Source organism: Kitasatospora sp. NPDC034035 (assembly GCF_055575755.1).
On record NZ_JBVISA010000036.1, the window covers coordinates 23,686 to 44,200 of the forward strand.

The 20,515-nt window shown below is 73.0% G+C and carries 19 protein-coding genes and 1 pseudogene; 9 read left to right on the plus strand and 11 right to left on the minus strand.

The features are described 5' to 3' along the window. Positions 1-94 precede the first annotated feature (94 nt). Positions 95-1,084, minus strand: a complete 990-nt coding sequence (locus ACZ52J_RS35325; protein WP_465624625.1) for an aldo/keto reductase — start codon at positions 1,082-1,084, stop codon at positions 95-97. A 270-nt stretch (positions 1,085-1,354) separates the two neighbouring features. Between ACZ52J_RS35325 and ACZ52J_RS35330 the strand changes: the two genes are divergently transcribed. Both ACZ52J_RS35330 and ACZ52J_RS35335 read left to right on the plus strand, forming a co-directional pair. Further along, positions 1,355-1,825, plus strand: coding sequence for a DUF6924 domain-containing protein (locus tag ACZ52J_RS35330; RefSeq protein WP_465624627.1), 471 nt, complete (start codon positions 1,355-1,357; stop codon positions 1,823-1,825). 283 nt (positions 1,826-2,108) lie between these two features. Then, positions 2,109-2,783: a hypothetical protein gene (locus tag ACZ52J_RS35335; protein WP_465624629.1), complete on the plus strand. Its 675-nt coding sequence runs from the start codon at positions 2,109-2,111 to the stop codon at positions 2,781-2,783. Positions 2,784-2,831: 48 nt separating this feature from the next. Here ACZ52J_RS35335 and ACZ52J_RS35340 read toward each other — a convergent pair whose 3' ends face one another. Continuing rightward, a complete protein-coding gene (locus tag ACZ52J_RS35340) occupies positions 2,832-4,106 on the minus strand; it encodes a M23 family metallopeptidase (RefSeq protein WP_465624631.1) in 1,275 nt (424 codons plus the stop codon). A 336-nt stretch (positions 4,107-4,442) separates the two neighbouring features. Next, positions 4,443-4,880 carry a hypothetical protein gene (locus ACZ52J_RS35345; RefSeq protein ID WP_465624632.1) on the minus strand — a complete coding sequence of 146 codons (438 nt, stop codon included), beginning with the start codon at positions 4,878-4,880 and terminating at the stop codon, positions 4,443-4,445. Between the two features lie 249 nt (positions 4,881-5,129). Here ACZ52J_RS35345 and ACZ52J_RS35350 point away from each other — a divergent pair, with 249 nt between their 5' ends. Beyond that, complete coding sequence (locus ACZ52J_RS35350) at positions 5,130-5,723, plus strand: DinB family protein (RefSeq protein ID WP_465624634.1); 594 nt, start codon at positions 5,130-5,132, stop codon at positions 5,721-5,723. A gap of 414 nt (positions 5,724-6,137) precedes the next feature. Here ACZ52J_RS35350 and ACZ52J_RS35355 read toward each other — a convergent pair whose 3' ends face one another. The 5 genes from ACZ52J_RS35355 to ACZ52J_RS35375 are packed head-to-tail and all read right to left on the minus strand — an operon-like array spanning position 6,138 to position 13,804. Further along, complete coding sequence (locus ACZ52J_RS35355; protein WP_465624636.1) at positions 6,138-7,505, minus strand: nitrate/nitrite transporter; 1,368 nt, start codon at positions 7,503-7,505, stop codon at positions 6,138-6,140. Next, the gene (gene nirD / locus ACZ52J_RS35360) at positions 7,502-7,855 is read right to left on the minus strand and encodes a nitrite reductase small subunit NirD (protein ID WP_465624638.1); all 354 of its coding nucleotides are present in this window, start codon (positions 7,853-7,855) and stop codon (positions 7,502-7,504) included. The genes ACZ52J_RS35355 and nirD overlap by 4 nt, the downstream gene beginning before the upstream one ends. After that, a complete protein-coding gene (gene nirB / locus ACZ52J_RS35365) occupies positions 7,852-10,476 on the minus strand; it encodes a nitrite reductase large subunit NirB (protein ID WP_465624640.1) in 2,625 nt (874 codons plus the stop codon). Before nirB ends, nirD begins: the two co-directional genes overlap by 4 nt. Further along, positions 10,473-11,693: an NAD(P)/FAD-dependent oxidoreductase gene (locus ACZ52J_RS35370; RefSeq protein WP_465624642.1), complete on the minus strand. Its 1,221-nt coding sequence runs from the start codon at positions 11,691-11,693 to the stop codon at positions 10,473-10,475. The genes nirB and ACZ52J_RS35370 overlap by 4 nt, the downstream gene beginning before the upstream one ends. Then, on the minus strand, positions 11,690-13,804 hold the full coding sequence (locus ACZ52J_RS35375) for a molybdopterin oxidoreductase family protein (RefSeq protein ID WP_465624644.1): 2,115 nt from the start codon (positions 13,802-13,804) through the stop codon (positions 11,690-11,692). Before ACZ52J_RS35375 ends, ACZ52J_RS35370 begins: the two co-directional genes overlap by 4 nt. A 194-nt stretch (positions 13,805-13,998) precedes the next feature. Here ACZ52J_RS35375 and ACZ52J_RS35380 point away from each other — a divergent pair, with 194 nt between their 5' ends. Then, positions 13,999-15,123 carry a uroporphyrinogen-III synthase gene (locus tag ACZ52J_RS35380; RefSeq protein ID WP_465624646.1) on the plus strand — a complete coding sequence of 375 codons (1,125 nt, stop codon included), beginning with the start codon at positions 13,999-14,001 and terminating at the stop codon, positions 15,121-15,123. Beyond that, entirely contained in the window at positions 15,123-15,818 is a 696-nt protein-coding gene (locus tag ACZ52J_RS35385; protein WP_465624648.1) for a sirohydrochlorin chelatase, read from the plus strand. The genes ACZ52J_RS35380 and ACZ52J_RS35385 overlap by 1 nt, the downstream gene beginning before the upstream one ends. A 1-nt stretch (position 15,819) precedes the next feature. On the opposite strand, the pseudogene ACZ52J_RS35390 reads toward ACZ52J_RS35385, so the two are convergent. Then, a pseudogene (locus ACZ52J_RS35390) lies at positions 15,820-15,922 on the minus strand (phosphorothioated DNA-binding restriction endonuclease); the annotation flags it as partial. Here ACZ52J_RS35390 and ACZ52J_RS35395 point away from each other — a divergent pair. The 3 genes from ACZ52J_RS35395 (at position 15,918) to ACZ52J_RS35405 (ending at position 18,873) form a co-directional block, all read left to right on the plus strand. Beyond that, entirely contained in the window at positions 15,918-16,655 is a 738-nt protein-coding gene (locus ACZ52J_RS35395) for a TIGR03943 family putative permease subunit (protein ID WP_465624650.1), read from the plus strand. The pseudogene ACZ52J_RS35390 and the gene ACZ52J_RS35395 sit on opposite strands and share 5 nt — an antisense overlap. 417 nt (positions 16,656-17,072) lie before the next feature. Continuing rightward, positions 17,073-18,209, plus strand: a complete 1,137-nt coding sequence (locus ACZ52J_RS35400) for an eCIS core domain-containing protein (RefSeq protein ID WP_465624652.1) — start codon at positions 17,073-17,075, stop codon at positions 18,207-18,209. A 52-nt stretch (positions 18,210-18,261) separates the two neighbouring features. Next, on the plus strand, positions 18,262-18,873 hold the full coding sequence (locus ACZ52J_RS35405; RefSeq protein ID WP_465624654.1) for a hypothetical protein: 612 nt from the start codon (positions 18,262-18,264) through the stop codon (positions 18,871-18,873). Positions 18,874-18,957: 84 nt separating this feature from the next. Here the strand turns inward: ACZ52J_RS35405 and ACZ52J_RS35410 are convergent, their stop codons facing one another. Both ACZ52J_RS35410 and ACZ52J_RS35415 read right to left on the minus strand, forming a co-directional pair. Beyond that, positions 18,958-19,296, minus strand: a complete 339-nt coding sequence (locus ACZ52J_RS35410) for a hypothetical protein (RefSeq protein WP_465624656.1) — start codon at positions 19,294-19,296, stop codon at positions 18,958-18,960. Beyond that, positions 19,271-19,966 carry a hypothetical protein gene (locus ACZ52J_RS35415; protein ID WP_465624658.1) on the minus strand — a complete coding sequence of 232 codons (696 nt, stop codon included), beginning with the start codon at positions 19,964-19,966 and terminating at the stop codon, positions 19,271-19,273. Before ACZ52J_RS35415 ends, ACZ52J_RS35410 begins: the two co-directional genes overlap by 26 nt. 110 nt (positions 19,967-20,076) lie before the next feature. Here ACZ52J_RS35415 and ACZ52J_RS35420 point away from each other — a divergent pair, with 110 nt between their 5' ends. Next, positions 20,077-20,511 (plus strand): Hsp20/alpha crystallin family protein, encoded by a 435-nt coding sequence (locus tag ACZ52J_RS35420; RefSeq protein ID WP_465624660.1) that lies wholly within the window; start codon positions 20,077-20,079, stop codon positions 20,509-20,511. Positions 20,512-20,515: the final 4 nt, after the last annotated feature.

The window sequence follows — 20,515 nt, forward strand, 5'->3', positions numbered from 1 at the left end:
CTGCCCGCCCGGGTCGCTTCAGTCGCTCGGTCCCTCCCGGCTGCCCTGCGTTCCCAGGGCCCGGGTGCGGGCGCAGCCGGTCAGCGGCGGCTGCTCAGCGGTTCACCGCCCGCATCCCGTTCTCGTCGTAGCGTTCGCCCGCCGCCCGGGGCAGCTCGGCGTCGATGCGGGCCAGGTCCTCGTCGGTCAGCTCGACGTCGACGGCGCCCGCGTTCTGCTCCAGGTAGGTGCGGCGCTTGGTGCCCGGGATCGGGACGAGGTCCTCACCGCGGGCCAGGACCCAGGCGATGGCCAGCTGGGCGGGGGTGATGTCCTTTTCCGCGGCGATCTCCTTCACCTTGTCGGCGAGCCGGAGGTTGGCCGCCAGGTTGGCCTCGGTGAAGCGCGGGTTGCTGCGGCGGAAGTCGTCCCGGTCGAGCTCGTCGGGGGAGCTGAAGCGGCCCGCGAGGAAACCGCGGCCGAGCGGGGAGTACGGCACGAAGCCGATTCCGAGTTCCCGGCAGGTGGGGAGCACCTCGGCTTCCACGTCCCGGGTCCAGAGCGAGTACTCGGTCTGGACGGCGGTGACCGGGTGGACGGCGTGGGCGCGGCGGATGGTCTCCGCGCTCGCTTCGCTCAGCCCGATGTGGCGCACCTTTCCCTCGGCGACCAGTTCGCCGAGCGCGCCGACGGTCTCCTCGATGGGCACGGCCGGGTCGACCCGGTGCTGGTAGTACAGGTCGATGCGGTCGGTCCCGAGCCGCGCGAGCGAACCGTGGACGGAACTGCGGACGTGCTCGGCGGAGCCGTCCTGGCGGCCCACCGTCGACATGTCGCCCGGAACGGCGCCGTCCATCCGGTAGTTGAACTTCGTGGCGATCACGTACTCGTCACGGTGTCCCCGGATGGCCTCGCCGACCAGGGACTCGTTGGTGAGCGGTCCGTAGACCTGCGCCGTGTCGAGGAAGGTGATGCCGAGATCCAGGGCGCGCCGGATGGTCGCGGTGGCCTCGTCCTGGTCGGCCGTGCCGTAGAAGGCGGACATCCCCATGCAGCCGAGGCCGATGGCCGACACCTGGAGGTCCCGCAGACTGCGCTGTTGCATGTGACGTGCCAGCCCTTCGTCTCGTCTTCCCGTAGCCCGGCGCCCCTCCGGCGCCCCGGTCCGACCGGGCGGGCGGGCCTCGTGTCCTCGGAGAGGACCTTACGGTGCCGGTGCCGTCCGGTGACGGACCGGCACCCCCTGACGCAGTCGCAGTCGCCGTCGCCGCCGGTCGGGTCGCGGAACGGGGGGAGGTCGGAGTGTGGCCCACTGTCGGCGGCGGCTGGAATGCTGTGTGCGTACGTACACTCCCGTGGAGATCGGAGCCCGAGAATGCTGCCCGCCATTGCCGACCGCGACGAGTTCGCCGCACTGGTCATCAGAACCGACTTCGGTGACGACGAGGCCTGGCAGGCCGTGCTGGTGGAGCTCTCGAAGCCGTGGGAGTTCGACGGTAGTGACGATGTCGATCCCTACCTCCACATCCTGGACGATCCGGCCTGGTCGGGAGCGACGCCCGATGACGTGGTCGCCGCACTCTCCGGCGACCGGGAACTGAGCATCGTGTACCTGGCAGACCGCGTCACGATGAAGGACCACGAGCACACCTTGCTGGCGGTGTCCGTGCCGACCCGGGAGGAGTACGCGAGCGACGAGGAGTTCGAGGCACACGGCGGAGCCGTTCGGACCGTACCCGCTGGTATCGGCGACATCCACGCGAACCTGTCGATCGCCAATCTGGATTTCGCGGACGTCGTCGAAGCCGCGCGGATCGACCCCGCCGGTATCTTCCGGTCCTTTTGAGAACTCGCCACGTGAGCCGGTCGAACGCGCTGGGCGCGGACTCCTTCGCCGCGGCGTACGAAGAAGGCCGGGGGCTGGACCGTGTGACGGCCGCGACCGAGGTCGACCCCGCCTCGATGTCCGGAGCCAACGGACGCACTGATCGAAGCCCGGCGGCCGAGCGGCGCGCGGGCCGGGGCAGGTCGCCGTGCTTGTCGGAGTCGGTCGACCTCGTGGGCGGTCCTGTCGGCGGCGGACCGTATCGTTGGCGGAGATCACCATCCGAACGCACGCGGGGGCACACATGACCGTTCACCGGCCGGGGCTGCCGGAGGACCTTCCGCCGGCCGAGGAGCTGTGGGCACGCTGGGCGCTGCTCGCCGCCCTTGAGGCGACCACCGAGGACGAGGAGCGCCCGCCGCGCTACCGGACCGGCCGGTGGATCGATGACGAGGGTCTGCACTGGGACGACTGCGGTTGCACCTGGTGGGTCATGTCCAAGGGGGGCGAGGGCCGGTTCGTGCTCTACGGCGAGGACGAGGCGAGCGACGTCAAGTGGTACGAGCCGGCGATCGACGTGCTGGCGGGCGGCCCGGACTGGCTGCCCTACGAGGCACTGCGGGACCGGCTCGCAGGGCACGAGATCGGCTGCGTCTACTGGTACGAGAACGGCGCCTGGGCCCGGGCGCCGTACCCGGACGGCCTTGACGACGACGGCCTGGACTGCGGTATGAGCTCCTTCATCGACCGAAGCGAGGTGCTGGGCGATCTGACGAACCACCTGGACGACACGGTCGACGGGCAGAGCGCGGACAGCCTCCTGGCCGACGCGGAGGCGTACCGGCTGGAACCGCAGAGGCTGCTGGAACGCCTGGGGCAGACCAACGGCAACGACGACCCGCTGGACCGGCCGGCCATCGTCCGGGCGCTGGCCCGCGCGGGCCTGACAGGGGAGTTCGCGGCGAGCGACACCGTCTGAGCCGCCTGATGCGTCCCCAGGCCGGAGCGGGATGCGGCCGGAGCCCGGTCAGAAGTCCAGGACCTCGCGGTCGAGCGGATACTGCGCACGGTGGAGGCCTTCGTACGGCGAGGGCGTGATCGGCAGGACGCCGGTCGGCTGCAGGCCCAGGTTGTCGTCCCAGATCCGGGGTTCGACCTGTCCGAGGACGCGGAACCGCTGGAAGGTGAACGGCGGGCTGTCGGTCGGGAAGAACTCGGCTGTGGTCGTCACCTGGAAGTGCAGGTGCGGCGTGGTGGAGTTGCCGCTGTTGCCGATCAGCCCGAGGACCTGGCCGGGTTCGACGCAGTCGCCCTCCCGGACGCCGAGCGAGCCGGCTTGCAGGTGGGCGTAGAGCAGATAGCGGCCCGGCGCGACCTCCACGGTGACGTGGTTGCCGACGGTGTCCTCGATCGGCGGGACGGGCGGCGTGACGGGCGGCGGGTTGTCCGGGATTCCGTCCTGGACCTCCACCACCCGGCCGCCGGCCGCCGCCACGACCGGCTGACGGTAGCTCAGGTAGCTGGTGAGCTGGGCAGGGTCGCCTTCCCAGGCCTGCCCCTGCTCGCCGACCCGGTACCAGTCGATCGCGAAGCGCTGCGGCACGCCGAAGCGGCCGTTGATCGGGGCGAGGCCGCGCCGGTGGTGGGTGTTGCCGCAGCACGACTCGCTGGCGTACCAGGTGCCGGGCAGGACCGGCGGGTTCAGGTTCAACGGCGCGGTGCGGGCGATCGGGGTGGCCTGCACAGTCTCCTCGAACGCGGAGGGGCCGGAGGCGGTCAGGATGGCACCCGAGAGATGGTGTTCGAGGACGTCGGGCGCCGGCTGACCGCGGTCGAGGGTCAGGTCGAGCCAGATGATCCACTGCTGGGATCCCTGGATGACGGTCGGCGTCGGCGCGGGCGGCGGTGGGGTGTACCCGTCCGCACCCGGCAGGGGGTCGCCCACCGGATTGGCGGCCTCGCTCAGCGCCTGCCCGCTCAGCGAGCCGATGACCTGGTGGGTCCGGGCGTCTCGGACCTCGACACGGTCGAGCCGCATCGGCGTGCTGCCGGACAGTGCGCTCGTGGTCAGCAGTTCGTACGAGAGATGCGTCCTGCCGTCCGTGGCGTCGAACGGCGTCGGTTCGGTCAGCACCGCCGCCGTCAACGGCGTGAAATGCGTGCCGGGTGCCAGGGCGGCCGCGCCGGTCCCGTATCCGGGTCCCGCTGAGGCCGCCAGCACGGCGGCCGTGAGCACGGCAGCGGCGAGCCCGCGCAGGAGAGGGCTGCGGCTGGTGCGGTCGCGAGGGTCGCGCTCTGCCATGGTGCTCTTTCATCCGTCGGGTCCGGGTCCGTGAAGGACGCCGGCACGCCCCGCGGCGAGACGCAGGCCCATGTAACCCGCCGGCGCGCCGCTTCGGGCGGAGGCCGCCGAAGCCAGGTGCCGAACTGCACCCGTCCAGCCGCATCGACCGCCGAGTCTTTGCCTCCATGGCTCGCAGGAAGGGGAACGGGTGCAGGGGGCGGGCAGCCGGGGCGAGGCCATCGCGGCGGCGCGGACGGCGGGCCTCGGGTACTCGTGGCGGAGCGAGGTCGGGGGAGGGGACGGTCACGGACGCTGGGACGGTTCGAAGCGTCCCCGCCATCGTCCGTCCGGCGTTCACGATCGGTACGCGGCGTCGTGGTATCTGCGCAGCCGGGGGCCACGGATCGCGGGCAGCCGGACCAGGGTGGCGCTGAAGGCGCCGTTGTGGGGTTCCAGGGGGTACCAGGGACGCGGCGGCAGCGGGTAGTCGTCACGCAGGACACCCGCCGGGAGCACCCCGGTGGCGGGCGTCGGCGAGGTCTCCTCCGCGGGACTGGCGAGGTACGCCCAGACTCCGCTGTCCAGCGGCACCACCGTCGCATCGCCGCCGGGTGGGCGCCACGGCTCACCCGTGTCGGGGTGACGGGGGACAAGGAGGACGTCGGGGCGGGGCCGGGGCTCGGGGATGCCCGGGCCGGCCAACCCCACCGACCGGGGGTCGGGCCCGGGCGGGAGGTAACGGGCGGCGGCGTGGCCGAGCAACTCGGCGACGGGGCCGGCGGGGAGTGCCACCGGGTGGTTCTCGGTCGCCGCCACCCTCGCTCGCGGCTGAGGATCCATCGGATTTCGGAGCGGCTCCAGGGCTTCCGGGGTGCGCGTCATCCCCGGGTTGATGACGGGTCGGCCCGGCCCCGGGGCGACGAACGCCCCATGCCCGGAGCACCCGGTGGCTACTTCGAGGCCTTGTCGCCGGCTGGTGCATCCTGGGCGGCCGGCGAACTCACGCGACCGCTGTCGGTAGGTGATGCGAGACTCGGTCCCATGAAGCCCAATGACCCCAAAGACGACCTGCACCGCTACCTCAAAGCAGCCCGCGCAGCCCTCGTCTGGAAGCTGGACGGACTGTCCGAGTACGACATCCGCCGCCCCCTGACGCCGACCGGCACCAACCTCCTCGGCCTCGTCAAGCACCTCGCCAGCGTCGAACTCGGGTACTTCGGTCCGACCTTCGGCCGCCCGCACAACGAATCCCTCCCCTGGCACGAGGAGGGCGCCGAGCCCAACGCGGACATGTGGGCGCCCGCCGACGAGTCGCGCGAGGATGTTCTCAGCCTCTACCACCGCGCCTGGGCGCACGCGGACGCGACGATCGAGGCGCTACCGCTCGACGCGATGGGCCACGTCGCGTGGTGGGGCGACAGCGGAGACGTGACGCTTCAGCGGATCATGCTGCACATGACGGCCGAGACGAACCGGCACGCCGGCCACGCCGACATCGTCCGCGAGCTGATCGACGGCAAGGTCGGTATACGGGAGGACAACAGCAACATGGATGGCGGCGACGAGGCGTGGTACCAGGGTCACTGGAACCGACTGGAGGCGTCCGCCAAGGAGGCTCAGGCCAAGCAGCGCTGAGGTCGTTCGGGGAGGTGTCTGCCTTGGCAGCCCGTGTTGTCGCCTGCTTGCCCTCCCCGCTCCCCTCACGCAAGGATGGCGTCGGTTCCGGACGTTGATGACGCAAGGAGCTGTGTCATGACGGCGTCGTCCTTGGCTGTTGTCGAGCGAAGCGGCACGTGACGCGCACGACGAGCCTGCCGGTTGCGTCCAGGCGGAGGCGGCGCCCGTCATTGGTCAGCGCGGGGCCAGACGAGCGGGGGTAGTGACGCCGCTCCCAGGATCAGCTGTGCAGAGCCGTCCAGGCTGCTATCTGGACCGATGAGCACTTCACCGAGTCCGGGGAGGACGTCGTGAGGGATGAACCACCTTTGCATCTCGTTCGGCCCGAACTCCTGCGTGATCCCCCCGCGCAGGGGCCCGGAGGAACAGTCCTTACGGGCGCGCAGCGCGGTCCAGCACCAGCCCCGTCCGCGCGCCCGGCCGCAGCCAGACGAGCCACGTGAGCGCCGAGCACGCCAGGTACGCCGCCAGGAAGCCGAGGTACGCGGCGTCCCCGTTGTGGCTGGCCTGGAACGACTGCCGGAAGGCGAGGTTGACGATCACCCCGCCGAACGCCCCGATCGCGCCCGCGAGCCCGATGAGCGCGGCTGAGCGCCGCCGTGCGTCGGCCTCCGCCGTCGCCGGGTCGGCGCCCGCTGCGACGGCGGCCCGGGCCCGGCCCTGGTAGTGCGCGGGGATCATTTTGTACGTCGAGCCGTTGCCGATCCCGCTGAGCACGAACAGCGCGACGAACCCGCCCAGGAACAGCGGCAGCGAACCCGCCCGGGAGGCGGCGAGCACGACGGCCGTCCCGGCGCCCATGGCCGCGAACGTCGCGAGCGTGACGCGCGCGCCGCCCCAGCGGTCGGCGAGCCGTCCGCCGACGGGCCGCAGGAGCGAGCCGAGCAGCGGCCCGAGGAAGGTGAGCGCGGCGGCCTTGACCGGGGTGTCGAAGCGGTCGTGGAACTGCACCTGGAGCACCTGCCCGAAGGCGAAGCCGAACCCGATGAACGAGCCGAACGTGCCGATGTACAGCGCCGACACGGCCCAGCCGTACGGGTCCCGGGCCACCTCCCTGAGCGCCCGTCCCTCGCCGGTCGAGGAAACCGCCAGGTTGTCCATCTTCCACCAGGCCCCCGCCGCCGCGAGCACGATCAGCGGCAGGTAGACCAGCGGCAGCAGCCGCGGGTGGGCCACGCCCGCCGTGGCGAGGACGAGCAGCCCGAGCAGTTGCACGGCCGGCACTCCGAGGTTGCCGCCGCCCGCGTTGATGCCGAGCGCCCAGCCCTTGAGCCGGTGCGGGTAGAAGGCGTTGATGTTGGCCATGGACGAGGCGAAGTTGCCGCCGCCGACACCGGCCACGCAGGCCACCGCGAGCAGCGTCCCGTACGAGACGCCGGGCCGCAGGACGAGGGCAGCGAGCACGGTCGGCGCGAGCAGCAGCAGGGCGCTGATCACCGTCCAGTTCCGCCCGCCGAACCGCCCGACGGCGAAGGTGTACGGCAGGCGCAGCAGCGCGCCGAGCGCGGTGGGGAGCGCGGTGAGCGTGAACTTGCCCGCCGTGTCGATGTGGTACTGGGGCCCGAGGAAGAGCACGAGCACCGACCACAGGCTCCACACCGAGAAGCCGATGTGCTCGGAGAGGACGGAGAAGACGAGGTTGCGCCGGGCGATCCGGGCGCCGGAGCGCTGCCAGAACTCCTCGTCCTCCGGGTCCCAGGCGCGCAGTTCGGCCGGTCTGGCGTCGACGGCGGTGGTCACTGCGCACCCCCGGACACCCGGACCGGCCAGATCTTCAGGACTGCCGGGCTACCGTCGGGGGCGGTGTCCTCGTCGAGGCAGCGGCCGTCGGTGAGGTCGAAGACGTGCTTGTACATCGGCGAGGCGAGGGTCGGGCGGTCGCCGCGGCTGCCGAGCAGGCCGCGGGAGAGCACCTGGGCGCCGCTGAACGGGTCGAGGTTGTCGACGGCGTACAGCGTCCCGGTGCGGTCGACGAACAGCGCGACCTGGTGCGCGTCGCCGATCAGCGCGGCGACGCCGCGGCCGGGCTGCAGGTCGTCGAGGGTGCAGACGGCGTGCCAGCGGGTGCCGTCGTGGATCTGAACGGTCACGGGGTGAGCACCTCCAGTCGGGCTCCGGCGACGAGCACCGGAGCGTTGAGGGCGTTGAGGCCGGTGAGGGCGGTGAGGGACTGTCCGTCCTCGCCCGGGCGGGCGGGGCGGATCTGGCCGCGTTCGGGGACGAAGGTCACGGCCGGGTCGGGGGTTCCGGGGGCGTTGACGAAGGAGGAGAAGCGCCGCATCCGGTCGGGGTCGGCCAGGGTCTCGGCCCATTCGTCCTGGTAGCCGCTGATGTGACGGACCATCAGTTCATCGAGCTCGGCGGCGATGCCGAGCGAGTCGTCGAGGACGACGGCCCGCAGGTGGTCGAGGCCGCCCTCCAGGCGCTCCAGCCAGACCGAGGTGCGTTCGAGGCGGTCGGCGGTGCGGATGTAGAACATCAGGAAGCGGTCGATGGTGCGGATGAGTGTCTCGCGGTCGAGGTCGGCGGCGAGCAGGTCGGCGTGCCGGGGCGTCATGCCGCCGTTGCCGCCGACGTAGAGGTTCCAGCCGGCCGAGGTGGCGATGATGCCGAAGTCCTTGCTCTGCGCCTCGGCGCACTCGCGGGCGCAGCCGGAAACGGCGGCCTTGAGCTTGTGCGGGGAGCGCAACCCCCGGTAGCGGAGCTCCAGTTCGATGGCGAGGGTGGTGGAGTCCTGGACGCCGAAGCGGCACCAGGTCTCGCCGACGCAGGACTTCACGGTGCGCAGCGACTTGCCGTAGGCGTGCCCGGACTCGAAGCCGGCGTCGACCAGCTTGCGCCAGATCACCGGGAGCTGGTCGACGGTGGCGCCGAACATGTCGATCCGCTGGCCGCCGGTGAGCTTGGTGTAGAGGCCGTGGTCGCGGGCGATCTCGCCGATCGCGATGAGGCCCTCGGGGGTGATCTCGCCGCCGGGCACGCGCGGGACGACCGAATAGGAGCCGTTGCGCTGGAGGTTGGCGAGGAAGTGGTCGTTGGAGTCCTGGAGGGCGCCCTGTTCGCCGTCGAGGATGTGGCCGTTGCCAAGGCTGGCCAGGATGGAGGCTACGGTGGGCTTGCAGACCTCGCAGCCCTCGCCGCTGCCGTGCCGGTCGAGCAGGTCTGAGAAGGCGGTGATGCCGGTGACGCGGACGATCTCGTACAGCTCGGCGCGGGTGTGGGCGAAGTGCTCGCACAGGCCCTTGTCGGTGCTGACGCCGGCCGCCTCCAGCTCATCGGTGACGACGGTGCCGAGCAGCTTGATGCAGCTGCCGCAGCCGGTGCCGGCCCGGGTGCACTTCTTGACGGCGGCGACGCTGTCGCAGCCCTGGTCGCGGACGGCGGCGCGGACGGCGCCCTGGGTGACGTTGTGGCAGGAGCAGAGCACGGCGTCGTCGGGCAGTGCGACCGGCCCGGCGTTCGCGAACCCGGCGGGCAGCACGAGCTGTTCGGCCGGGACGGTGAGCGGCTTCCCGGCCACCGCGAGCGGGCGCAGCGTGCCGTAGGCGTCGGTGTCGCCGACCAGGACGCCGCCGAGCAGGGCGCCGTCCTGCCCGATGACGAGCTTGCGGTAGACGCCGCCGCGGCTGTCGCTGTAGAGCACGTCGAGCGCACCCTCGGCGGTGCCGTGCGGGTCGCCGAAGCTGGCCACGTCGACGCCGAGGAGCTTGAGCTTGGTGGAGGTGTCGGCGCCGGTGAAGCCCTCTCCCGGCAGCTCCGCGAGGGTGCGGGCGGCGGTCTCGGCCATCTGGTAGCCGGGGGCGACGAGGCCGTAGACGCGGCCGTCGGCGGCCTGGGCGCACTCGCCGATGGCGAGGATCGCCGGGTCGGCGGTGCGGCAGTGCTCGTCGACGACGACGCCGCCGCGGGCGCCGACCGGCAGGTCGCAGTCGCGGGCGAGCTGGTCGCGGGCGCGCACGCCGGCCGAGAACACCACGAGGTCGGCGGCGAATTCGCGACCGTCGGAGAGCGCGAGCCCGGTGACCCGGCCGTCCTCGCCGGTGACGACACCGCTCGCGCCGGCGCTGGTGTGCACCGTCACGCCGAGGTCCTCGATCTTGCGGCGGAGCACGGCGCCGCCGCCGTCGTCGACCTGGACGGCCATCAGGCGGGACGCGAACTCGACGACGTGGGTGGTGAGTCCGCCCGCCCGCAGCGCTCCGGCGGCCTCCAGGCCGAGCAGCCCGCCGCCGACGACGACGCCGGTGCGGGCCGTTTTGGCGGCCGCGCGTATGGCGTCCACGTCCTCGATGGTGCGGTAGACGTGGCAGCCGGGGGCGTCCTTGCCGGGCACCGGCGGGACGAACGGGACCGAGCCGGTGGCCAGCACGAGTGCGTCGTAGTGGAGTTCGGAACCGGACCGGGTGGTGACGGTCCGCCCGGCCCGGTCGATCGTGGTGACCGGGTCGCCGAGGCGCAGGTCGATGCCGTGCTCGGCGAGGAAGCCGGGCGGGCACAGCGAGAGGTCCTCGGCGGTGCTGCCGTCGAACAGCGCGCTCAGGTGGACCCGGTCGTACGCGGGCCGGGGCTCCTCGGCGAGCACGGTGACCCGCCAGCCGGCCGCGGCGGGCTGCGCGGTGAAGGCCTCCAGGAAGCGCTGGCCGACCATGCCGTGGCCGACCAGGACGAGGTCGCGGACAGTGCCGTTCGCGCTGCGGTGGTCTGTGGTCATCGCGGTACTCCTCGGGTGAGCAGGTGCAGGGGGTGGCCGCCGAGCGGTCCGTCGCTCTCGAAGGCGCTGGCCAGCGCGTCCACGGTGGCCAGGTCGCCGAGCAGGATCGCGCCGACCAGGCGGTCGCCGCGCAGGACGAGCTTCTTGTAGCTGCCGCGGGTCGCGTCGGCGATCCGCAGGACGTCGAGGCCGGGGTCGAGGGTCTCGTCGACGGCGCCGAAGGCCGCGTACTCCAGGTCGCCGGTGCTGAGCCGGGCACGCGGGAGGCTGCCGGTGTAGCGGGCGTCCGGGTCGGCGCCGGACAGCCGCCGGGCGAGCGCGTCGGCCTGTTCCCAGGCGGGGCCGGCCAGGCCGTGGACGGTGCCGCGGTGCTCGGCGCAGTCGCCGATCGCGGACACGTGCGGGGCGGCGGTGGCGAGCCGGTCGTCCACCAGGATCCCGGTGCCGACGGGCAGCCCGGCGCCGTACGCGAGGGCGGTGCGGGGGCGGGTGCCACAGGCGAGCACGACCAGGTCGCAGTCGAGCCGGTAGCCGTTGGCCAGTTCCACCGCGCCGACCTTCTCCCCGCCGTGGACGGCGCGGGCGCGGTTGCGGGCGTAGGTGTCGACGCCGAGCGCGAGCAGGCGCTCCCGCAGCACCTCGGCCGCCTCCTGGTCGAGTTGACGCTCGATCAGATATGGTCCCTGGTGAACGATTTCGGTGCGGACACCGAGCGCGGAGAGCGCCCGCGCGGCGCTCACGCCGAGCACCCCGCCACCGATCACGACCGCGCGCTTCGCGGTGACGGCCTCCTCGGCGAGCCGACCGCAGTCCTCCAGCGTGCGCAGGGTGTGCACGCCCTCGGCGAGGGCCAGCCCGTCGGGGCGGCGCAGCCCGCGCACGGGCGGCAGCACCGGGTTGGAGCCGGTCGCGAGGACGAGCTCGTCCCACGGCTCGGCCGTGCCGTCGGCCAGGGTCAGCGTGCGGGCGGCCGGGTCGAGGGCCACCACCTCACAGCCGGGCCGTGCTTCGGCGCCGCCGAGTGGCAGCGCGATCGACTCGGCGTCGTAGCGCCCGGTCAGGACGTCGGCGAGCAGCACCCGGTTGTAGGGCGCGCGCGGCTCGGCGCCGTAAACGGTGACGGTGCCCGGCCCGCCGAGCGCGCCGTAGCGCTCGGCGAAGCGGGCGCCGGCCATTCCGCCGCCGACGACGGCGATCCTCGGGGTCACGGGGGTCACGGGGCCACCTCCTGCTCGACGCGTTCCACCCGGACGGCGCACAGCTTGAACTCCGGCATTCGGGACACCGGGTCGAGCGCCGGGTTGGTCAGGCTGTTCGCCCGGCCCGCGCCCGGCCAGTGGAAGGGCATGAACACGGTGTCCGCCCGGATCGCGTCGGTGATCCGCGCCGGGGCCACCGCCCGTCCGCGCCGGCTCGTCACCGCCACCGGCTCCCCGTCGGCCACCCCGAGCCGCTCGGCGAGCCGCGGGTGCAGCTCGACGAACGGGCCGGGCGCGGCCTTGGTGAGCTCGGCCACCCGCCGGGTCTGCGCGCCGCTCTGGTACTGGGCGAGCACCCGGCCGGTGGTCAGGTACAGCGGGTACTCCTCGTCCGGCTCCTCGCCGGCCGGGCGGTGGGTGACGGCCACGAAGCGGGCCCGTCCGTCCGGCGTCGCGTACCGGTCGAGGAAGAGCCGCCTGGTGCCCGGGTGGTCCTCGGCCGGGCAGGGCCAGAACACGCCGTCCTCCGCTGCGATCCGCCGGTAGCTGATGCCCGCGTAGTCGGCGTCGCCGCCGGCCGAGGCGCGGCGCAGCTCGTCGAAGGCCTCCTCGGCCTCCGTCGGGAAGCCGGTCGCGACGCCCAGGCGGGCGGCGAGTTCGCGCAGCACCCACAGTTCGCTGCGGACGCCCTCCGGCGGGTCGAACGCGCGGCGGCGCAGGATGACCCGGCCCTCCAGGTTCGTGGTGGTGCCGTCCTCCTCCGCCCACTGCGTCACGGGCAGGACGACGTCCGCGAGGCGCGCCGTCTCGGACAGCACCAGGTCGGCGACGACCAGCAGGTCCAGCGCGCGCAGCCGCTCGGTGACATGCCCGGCGTTCGGCGCGGACACCGCCGGGTTGGAGCCGGCCAGCAGCAGCGCCCGGACGCCGTCCGGCCGGCCGAGGCCGTCCAGCAGCTCGTACGCCGACTTGCCCGGGCCGGGGATGCTCCCGGCCGGCACGCCCCACACCCCGGCGACGTGCGCGCGAGCGGCCGGGTCCTCGATCGAGCGGTAGCCGGGCAGTTGGTCGGCCTTCTGGCCGTGCTCGCGCCCGCCCTGCCCGTTGCCCTGGCCGGTCAGGCAGCCGTAGCCGCTGAACGGGCGGCCGGAGTGGCCGGTCGCCAGGCACAGGTTGATCCACGCGCCGACGGTGTCGGTGCCCTTGCTCTGCTGCTCCGGACCGCGCGCGGTGAGCACCATGCCGGTGGCCGCGGTTGCGAACAGCCGGGCGGCCTCGCGCAGTTGGTGGGCGGGCACGCCGGTGATCCGCTCGACCCGGTCCGGCCAGTGCGCCATCGCGGCCTCGCGGGCCGCCTCGAAGCCGGTCGTCCGCTCGGCGACGAAGCCCTTGTCCACCAGGCCGTCGGCGATCACCAGGTGCAGCAGGCCCAGCGCGAGCGCCAGGTCTCCGCCGGGGCGGGGCTGGAGGTGCAGGTCGGCGAGCTCGGCGGTGCGGGTGCGGCGCGGGTCGACGACGATCAACGTGCCGCCGTTCTCGCGCAGTTCGCGGAAGTAGCGCATGGCCGGCGGCATCGTCTCGGCCGGGTTGCCGCCGACCAGGATCAGGCAGCCGGTGTGCGGGATGTCCTCCAGCGGGAACGGCAGGCCCCGGTCCAGGCCGAAGGCCCTGCGGTGCGCGGCCGCCGCCGAGGACATGCAGAACCGGCCGTTGTAGTCGATGTTCGCGGTGCGCAGCACCACCCGGGCGAACTTGCCCAGCAGGTACGCCTTCTCGTTCGTCAGCCCGCCCCCGCCGAACACTCCCACCGCGTCCGGACCGTGCTCCTCCCTCGTGCGGGTGAGCCCGTCCGCCACGCGGTCCAGCGCCTCCGGCCAGGAGGCGGAACGCAGCGGCCCGCCGGGCCGGTCGCGCAGCAGCGGGCCGGTCAGGCGGACGTCCCGGGCGAGCACGGCCGCCGCCGAACGGCCCTTGCCGCACAGCGCGCCCCGGTTCACCGGGAACTCCGGCCGCTCCAGCACCTCGGGCGCGACGTCGACACCGCCCAGCCGCATGCCGCACTGCAGCGAGCAGTACGGGCAGTGGGTGTCGGTGGTCGGCGGCGGGGCCGACGGGCGGGTGAGGTTCATGCCGAGGAATGTCCGCCTCCGCTGTTTCGCGACCGCGTCACCCGTGTTGCGCGCGCGGTACACCTCACTCACGGCCTTCGGGCCCCAGGGTGCGCAGTAGGGGACACCAGCCGTAACCGGAGCATCCGTTTCGGTCACCTGGAGGTGACGGGCGGGCAACGCCCCCGTAACGTGCGCGCCGCACGCTGACCTGCATGGCAACCCCCACCACCCAGCCCGGTCCCCTTACCGGCTTCACCATCGGGGTCACCGCGGCGCGCCGCCGCGAGGAGCTCGTCGCCCTCCTCAGCCGGCGCGGCGCCCAGGTGGTCGAGGCGCCCGTGCTGCGCATCCTGCCGCTCGCCGACGACCTCGCCCTGCGCGAGGCCACCGAACGGTGCCTGGCCGCCCCGCTCGACTACGTGGTCGCCACCACGGGCGTCGGCTGGCGCGGCTGGATGAGCGCCGCCGAAGGGTGGGGCCGCGGTGCCGCCCTCGCCGAGGCCTGCCGGGGTTCGGTCGTGCTCAGCCGGGGCCCCAAGGCCACCGGCGCGGTACGGGCCAGCGGCCTCGGCGAGGGCTTCTCCCCCGGCACCGAAGCCACCGACGAACTCCTCACCTGGCTGCTCGCCCGCCCCCTCGACGGCTGCCGGATCGCCGTCCAGGAACACGGCGTACGGCTCGACGCCTTCGCGGCGGCCCTGCGCGAGCGCGGCGCCGAGGTGATCTCCGTCCCTGTCTACCGCTGGGCCCCGCCGGACGACATGGCCCCGGTACGGCGGCTGGTCGAGCAGACCGTCCGACGCCAGGTGCACGCGCTCACCTTCACCAGCGCGCCCGCCGTCGCCGCCTTCCTCGCCACGGCGGAGGCCGAGGGCCTGCGCTCGCAGGTACTCGACGCGCTGCGCGGGGACGTCCTGCCCGTGTGCGTCGGCGCCCTGTGCGCGCGGCCGTTCGCGGACCTCGGCCTGCCGACGGTCTACCCGGAACGCGGCCGGCTCGGCTCGCTCGTCCGGCTGCTCGCAGAGACCCTGCCCACCCTCGGTCGGCGCGAAATCCCGTTGTCCGACGTGGTGTTGACGCTCCAGGGCAACGCGGCACTGGTCGACGGCGAGAGCCACCTCCTCAGCCCGCGCGGCGCCGCCGTCCTACGGGCGCTCGCGGAGCGACCGGGGCGTGTGCTGAGCCGCGCCGAACTCCTGCGCGCGGCCTGGACGGACGCGAGCGCGGACGAACACGCGGTGGAGGCGGCGGTCGGGCGGTTGCGGGCGGCACTGGGGTCGCACGCGGGGCTGATCCGGACCGTCCCGAAGCGGGGCTACCGGCTGGCGGCCGGCTGATGCTGCTGGCCGTAGCCCACGGAAGCCGGTACGCGGCCTCGTCCGCGACAATTCGAGCTCTGCTGCGGCGCGTTCGGCTACTCCGCCCCGAACTGACCGTCCGATGCTGCTTCCTGGACCTGAACCTGCCGTCCCTCGAACAGGCCCTATCCCAACTGCGCGGCGAGAGCCCCATCCTGGTCCCGTTGCTCCTGAGCACCGGCTACCACCTACGCGTCGACATCCCGGCCGCCCTGGCCGCCGCCGGCCTCCCCACGTCCCAGGTCGCCCGCGCGCTCGGCCCACACCCCCTGCTGGCCGAAGCCCTGGCGGCGAGACTGGCCGAAACCGGCGCCACCCCCGAGGCCCCTGTCGTACTGGCCGGGGCCGGCTCCTCCGACCCGACGGCCCTCGCCGACACGACACGGATGGCGCACCTCCTGGCACGCCACCTGGGCCGCCCAGTCACCCCCGCCCACCTGTCAGCGGCAACCCCCACCCCCCACGAGGCAGTAGCCGCCCTCCACGATGCCGGCCACCGGGAAGTAGCCGTCGCCACCTACCTCCTGGCCCCGGGCTTCTTCGCCCGCCGAGCCGCCACAACGACAGCGACGTGGACGAGCGCCCCCCTGGCCGCCCACGAGGCAGCGGCCCGCCTGATCCTCCACCGCTACGACGAGGCGCGCGCAGCGACGGCACTGCCTCTGGCCGCCTGAGTCAGTCCACCGACTGGCGCGGCTCACCGTGGAACACCTGCCGCACGTGCCACTCCCGGTGCCGGTCCGCGACCGGCGGGGTTGCCCCGCCGCGGGCCGATGACGGAGAGCGACCTCTATCTGCGCTATGTCAAGGAGAGCCTCCGACCGGCACTGATCCTCACCGGCGTGGTCCTGCTCCTGTTCGGGCTCGTCGCCGCCGTACGTGACGTCCGCCCTACCGGCGAGGAGCACGACGGCGACCATGGCCACGGGCATTCCGCAGCCGGTCCGCGGCCGGCCTGGCTCCTCGCCCTGCCCGCCGTCATGCTGCTGCTCTTCGCCCCGCCCGCGCTCGGAGCCTACACCGTCGCCCGCGACGGCTCCGGCACGATCGCCAAGCAGGCCTCCTTCCCGCCGCTGCCGCCGCAGGATCCCGTGGCCCTGTCCCTGACCGAGTTCACGAGCCGCGCCGTCTGGGACCGAAAGGAGTCGCTCAAGGGCCGCACGGTCCGCCTCACCGGCTTCGCCACTCGCGTGAACGGCACCACCTGGCAGCTCAGCCGCATCATCGTCAGCTGTTGTGCCGCCGACGCCCGCGCGGTGAACGTCGAGATCCACGGCATCCCCGCCCCCGCCGCCGACACGTGGGTCACCATCACCGGCACCTGGCGGCCGGCAACCGAGCTCCCCTCCCTGGACGCCGGCACGCTGGCCACCTGGAACACCGTCCCGCGCAGTCCCCGGAACTGGTCCAGGACCACCAGCACCGGCCGTTCGCCGCCGGCGTCGACGTGCATCCGGCAGAGCGGGCCGCCGAAAAAGCCCGCGCCGAGCGCGAACTCCCGTACCAGGTAACCGTCTTCGGCGTCGAATGCCGAGAAGCCCCGTCCCCGGGTCGAGCCCGGCTGGATGACCACGGGCCGCCCGCCGAGCTCGGCACCGAGCAGTTGCCCCGGGCCGGCCATCGGGCCGGTCCGGACCGTGTAGGGGTTCGACCTGCGTATGCGGTGCCGAACCTCGCTGTTCTCCACGGGGAAGAGGGGAACCGGCACCGTTCGCCGGGCGGCCCCTGAACCGCGGACCCTACCAGCCAGGCTGCCCCACCCTCTCCTGACCCGGCGGGCCGGCCGAACGGCGCACGACGACCTCCAGGTTCCCCGGACGCTGCCCCCGACACTGCCCCTCGGGCCCTTGTGCGAGCCGCGGAGCCCGTTATAGACCGGAATGGACACAGAGCGACCGCGGCTTGAACCGCCTGTCCAGGAGGTGCATGTGCACGCGCATGACCAGAAACCGCGGGGCGAGTCCGAGCGCCGTGACCGCAGCCGGCCGACCGCACAGCGGCAGTCCGCGCCGCTGGAGCCCCGCTCGATCGGTGCGCTGCAGCGCACCATCGGCAATGCTGCCGTTGTCCAACTGCTCAGGCAGCAGCAGGAGTCGGAAGAAGCACCGGTCCAGCGTTCGACGGTCCACCAGGTGCTGCGGTCGCCGGGCCGTCCGCTGGCCGACGGCGTGCGGGAGGAGATGGAGGCCCGTCTGGGCGCCGACTTCAGCAGCGTGCGGGTCCACGACGGCCCTGCCGCGGCCCACTCGGCGGCCGAGATCAGCGCCCGCGCCTACACCTCCGGCGAGCACGTCGTGCTCGGCCGCGGCGGCACCGACAGGCACACGCTGGCACACGAGTTGACCCATGTCATCCAGCAGCGGTCGGGCCCGGTGGCCGGCACCGACCACGGCGGCGGACTGTCCGTCAGCGACCCCGGCGACCGTTTCGAGCGCGCCGCCGAGGCGAACGCCGTCCGGGTGCTGAGCGGGCCCGTGCCCGATGCCGTCCAACGGGCCGCCGTCGGGTCTCCGTCCCCGGCACAGGAGCTGTCGGTACAGCGGGCGTTCACCGGCGCTGCGTACGTCAGCTACGGCGGAGTGAACGCAAACGGCGTCGGCACCACGATGCACGCCGAACTCTGGCCCGGGCAGCTCGGAACGGGCTCCGTGCCCAAGGAGCAGCCGTCCTGGTGGCCCAAGACCGGCACGACCGGCACCTGGTTCAAGAACTACATGGTGCAAGGGCACCTGCTCAACCACAACGTCGGTGGCCCCGGCGTCATGAAGAACATGACGCCGATCACCGCGTCCGCGAACTCGGCGCACCACGCCAAGGTCGAGAAGGACGTCAAGGACGAGGTGCTGAACAAGGGCAACGTGGTCGAGTACTACGTGGAGGCCGACTACAGCAAGCACCCCGCCGCGAAGGACTTCAAAACGGGCGACCCCGGTGTGGACACCGACATCGACACCAACTACGCCGACAAACTCGCGGGCAAGGTCCACGCCGAGTACACGGTCTACGACACCACCGGCAAGGAGCTGCGCGGCGACGCGTGGGAGATCGAGAACAACCGGATGTAGAACCGACCGCACCCGCTGTCGTCGCTGAAAGCGCCGAAGGAGACGTACGTACGTGATCAACCCCCGTGCCCGGCTGACCGCGATGATCGCCGACCTGGACCGCAACCCCCGCGTGCAGCTCCTGGAGGCCACCGTCGAGCCACCGACCTCACCGGACGACATCGAGCTCGCCACCCGCCTGGCCGACGGCCGTCTCCCGGGCGGTGTCGAGGCCTTCTACCGCGAGGTCGGCGCGGTCCGCCTGACGTGGCGGCACACCGTTCCCGAGTTCCTGAACAACGACCTCTCGGATCAGGGCGTGATCGACCTGCTGCCGTTGCGTGAAGTCTTCGGCGACTGGAAGGGCGTCACCTGGCACTCGGCGAAGGACCAGGAATTCCGCGCCGTCAAACCCTTCGACAGGTTCGTCCCCGAAGCCTGCACGGCCTTCGTTCCCCCCCTCGACACCGTCCACTACCACTACCTCGGCGAGGAGCTGTACGACACCGGGTACTCGTTCGACGCGTACCTGGAACGGCTGATCGCCTCCCGTGGTTTCTGGTACTGGCCCCAGACCCTCTGCCGGGGTCTGGAGGACAGTGCGGAGGTCACCGCGTTCCGCCGCGCGATGCCGGCCGTCTTCCCGGACTACGACGACACGCTGTTCCAGCCGGCACAGCACTGAGCCCGTGCACCGCCGAACCGGCGCTGCGGAACGGCCGGCCCCTCCGCAGCGCCCGGACGGTCGGCGTCCGGCGGTGTGCTGCGGTCATGCGGGTTCCCGGACGATCGCCTGGCCTTGGGCCGGGCTGTCCGGCGGGCCGCCTGGGGCGGTCGGGGTGCGTTGATGGCCGGCCGGTGCGGGCGGGCTGCCCGGAGGACCTTGCGGCGGGACGGCCGGGGGTGCGGGGGCGGCTTGTGGGGGCCGGGGCCAGTGGGCGAGGTCGTGGCGGAGGGCGTCGAGTCCGGCCAGGCAGGTGTCGATGGTGGCGATGGCGGCGCTGCTGTGCTCGCGGATGCGGCGTTCGATGGCGGTGAGCCGGTCTTCGATGTGCTGCCAGCGGTCCCGGGTGGTGAGGGGGTCAGGTGCGTCGTTGGTCGCTGTCATGGCGGAGGCGTTCGGTGCGGTCGGTGAGGTCGTCGAGACGGGTGGCGAGGTCCGGGTGGGTGGCGGTGAGGTGGGGCCGCATGTCGGCGAGGGGTGTTATCAGGTCGGCCGGGTCGGGGGTGCCGAGGGCCGCGGTGAGCGCGGCCAGTGCGGTACCGGCCCGGGGGGCCAGGCCGGGCGCGGCGGTGATCTGCGCGGCGAGGACGCGCAGGTCGGCGGCGTTGTCGCGGGCCCAGGCGGTGACGGCGCGGTCGGCGGCCCGGCGGTCGCGGACCGCCTTGACGCGTTCGGCCCCGGTTCCGGTGGCGGCGCGGGTCCGCCCGGCGGGCCGCAGGCGCAGGTAGCGGTTCTCGGCGGCCTGGCGGCTGGCGACGCCCATGGGCTGGGCGAGGTCGGCCCAGGTGGCGCCGGCGTCGCGGGCGTTCTCGACGAGGCCGGCTTCCCAGCCGGCGAGTTCGGTGCGCAGTTCGCGCAGCAGGACCAGGGCGGCCAGGGCGGGCTCGGGGCCCTCGCCGGGTGCACCGGCGCCGGACCGGGTGGGCGGGGTGGTGTTCTGGGCGCTGCGGACGGCGTCGTCGATGGCGGCGAGCGCGGCGGCGGCGGCGAGGAAGGACGCCGGTCCTGTGGGCGGGCCGCTGCCGGTGGCGGAGGTGTCGGGCTGCTGTCCCATAGCTGTCACTCCTTTGGCGACCCAGGTGTTTGTCATCGGATGGATGACATGCTAGAACAGATTCAGGTGAAGCGCACTGGCACCCATTCGATCAGTGGAGGTGTTTCGCGATGCTGATGCGCACTGACCCGTTCCGCGAGCTGGACCGGCTGACCCAGCAGTTCCTGGGCACGAACGGCACCTGGTCGCGGCCGGCCCCGATGCCGCTGGACGCGTACCGCACCGGCGACGAGTACGTGATCTGCTTCGACCTGCCCGGGGTGGACCCGCAGGCGATCGACATCGACGTCGAGCGGAACACGCTGACCGTCAAGGCCGAGCGCCGTCCCCGCCACGAGGGCGAGGGCGTGAAGTGGGAGCTGTCCGAGCGCCCGCTCGGTGTCTTCTCCCGCCAGGTCATGCTCTCCGACATCCTCGACCCCGCGGGGATCAGCGCCGACTACGACGCCGGCGTGCTCACGCTGAAGATCCCGGTCGCGGAGAAGGCCAAGCCCCGCAAGATCGAGATCAGCCACAGCGGAAGCCGCAAGCAGATCCAGGCCTGACCCC

Coding starts and splice junctions, on each gene's coding strand:
- ACZ52J_RS35325 (WP_465624625.1), bottom strand. CDS start 1,084: ATGCAACAGCGCAGTCTGCGGGACCTCCAGGTGTCGGCCATCGGCCTC.
- ACZ52J_RS35330 (WP_465624627.1), top strand. CDS start 1,355: ATGCTGCCCGCCATTGCCGACCGCGACGAGTTCGCCGCACTGGTCATC.
- ACZ52J_RS35335 (WP_465624629.1), top strand. CDS start 2,109: ATGACCGTTCACCGGCCGGGGCTGCCGGAGGACCTTCCGCCGGCCGAG.
- ACZ52J_RS35340 (WP_465624631.1), bottom strand. CDS start 4,106: ATGGCAGAGCGCGACCCTCGCGACCGCACCAGCCGCAGCCCTCTCCTG.
- ACZ52J_RS35350 (WP_465624634.1), top strand. CDS start 5,130: ATGAAGCCCAATGACCCCAAAGACGACCTGCACCGCTACCTCAAAGCA.
- nirB (WP_465624640.1), bottom strand. CDS start 10,476: ATGACCACAGACCACCGCAGCGCGAACGGCACTGTCCGCGACCTCGTC.
- ACZ52J_RS35375 (WP_465624644.1), bottom strand. CDS start 13,804: ATGAACCTCACCCGCCCGTCGGCCCCGCCGCCGACCACCGACACCCAC.
- ACZ52J_RS35380 (WP_465624646.1), top strand. CDS start 13,999: ATGGCAACCCCCACCACCCAGCCCGGTCCCCTTACCGGCTTCACCATC.
- ACZ52J_RS35385 (WP_465624648.1), top strand. CDS start 15,123: ATGCTGCTGGCCGTAGCCCACGGAAGCCGGTACGCGGCCTCGTCCGCG.
- ACZ52J_RS35395 (WP_465624650.1), top strand. CDS start 15,918: ATGACGGAGAGCGACCTCTATCTGCGCTATGTCAAGGAGAGCCTCCGA.
- ACZ52J_RS35410 (WP_465624656.1), bottom strand. CDS start 19,296: ATGACAGCGACCAACGACGCACCTGACCCCCTCACCACCCGGGACCGC.
- ACZ52J_RS35415 (WP_465624658.1), bottom strand. CDS start 19,966: ATGGGACAGCAGCCCGACACCTCCGCCACCGGCAGCGGCCCGCCCACA.
- ACZ52J_RS35420 (WP_465624660.1), top strand. CDS start 20,077: ATGCTGATGCGCACTGACCCGTTCCGCGAGCTGGACCGGCTGACCCAG.